Consider the following 578-nt stretch of genomic DNA (forward strand, 5'->3'; position numbering starts at 1 on the left):
TGCGCCGGACGATCTCATGGCTCTCGACATCGAGGGCAATGACCCCTCGCAATGGATGTCGCTCGACGATGCCGAGGAGTTCGTACGCCAGGTGCATCGGCGCATCGGCCGTTTCCCGGTGCTGTACACCAACGGCAAGACCGCCCGCTACATTGCCGACAACAGCTACCGATACCGGCTCCTGTCGCGGCTGCCGCTCTGGTATGCGCGCTACACCAAGGACATCGACGTGCATTTTCCGATGGGCAACTGGCAAGGCTACGCACTGTGGCAGTTTTCGGCGCAAGCCAATTGCGGCCGTTTCCGCTGCCCTTACAGGGTTGCCGGCACGCCTAACGACATAGACGTGAATGTCGCGCCGACAGACGCCGCCACGCTGCGCGCGCAATGGCCGTTCGGTGGGCTTATCGACGTGCCGCCGGACTATCTCGCCTCGATACCGCTACCGGTTTCACGCGAGGCCGGCCTCGCCGGCAATGTCACCATCACCTATGCGTCTGTGGCCGCGCCGCCGACTCTCGAGGACATGGTTACAGCGTTGGGCACACGCTGGTCCCGTTTCCGCGACGGCTTCCGCA

Annotated in this window: 1 protein-coding gene; it reads left to right on the forward strand. The window is 63.7% G+C overall.

Annotated elements, in window-relative coordinates; all coding sequences use genetic code 11:
- Window positions 1-578, forward strand: a 578-nt coding sequence (locus tag EOC06_RS43395) for a GH25 family lysozyme (protein ID WP_281062107.1), incomplete at both ends; no start/stop codon positions are given.

The organism is Mesorhizobium sp. M7A.F.Ca.MR.362.00.0.0 (assembly GCF_004023175.1).
GTDB lineage: Bacteria > Pseudomonadota > Alphaproteobacteria > Rhizobiales > Rhizobiaceae > Mesorhizobium.